Origin of the sequence: Microcella pacifica (assembly GCF_009371975.2) — a bacterium.
Classification (GTDB): Bacteria; Actinomycetota; Actinomycetes; order Actinomycetales; family Microbacteriaceae; genus Microcella; species Microcella pacifica.
In genome coordinates this window covers 1-505 of sequence record NZ_VIKT02000062.1, presented here as the reverse complement: position 1 = coordinate 505, position 505 = coordinate 1, and the positions used below count along the sequence as shown (strand labels likewise).

General features: G+C 64.4%; 1 pseudogene. It reads right to left on the bottom strand.

Annotated features, from left to right (window positions below):
• Positions 1–505, bottom strand: a pseudogene (locus FK219_RS13340) (DDE-type integrase/transposase/recombinase); the annotation flags it as partial.

Genomic DNA, 505 nt, shown 5'->3' with positions numbered 1-505 from the left:
TGCAACGGGATTGGCGGCAGGGGCAGCATCGCGGCACGATCAGCATCGATCCTCTCGATCGGGCGCGCCTTGATCGTGCGCACCACCCGCGAGTTCGCGCGAGTGAGCCAGTCGGAGAACTGAGTGTTGAAGTCCGCCGGGGAGATGAAGGAACGGCCGGGCATGAATGAGGTCTCGAACCAGCCGTTGCGTCGCTCCACGATGCCCTTGGACTCCGGATCTCTGGGCGGCAACAACACCAACCTCGTCGCCAACGTGCCCATGAAGGAGGCAACACCATCGGCGCCAGACCGACCCCGGCCGATGCCAGGCTCGTTATCCCAGATCAGTCTGCGCGGCACGCGACCCAACTGCTGGATCAGCTCCCACGATGCCAACAAGAGATCCTCCGTCTTGCGAGTCGGGATCATCGTGGCGACGGTGAACCGGGAATGGGCGGCGGTGATCACCAGCACCGGCAGCAGCTTCAGCGTGCCGTCCTCCAACAGGATCTTCCGCGGCGGGA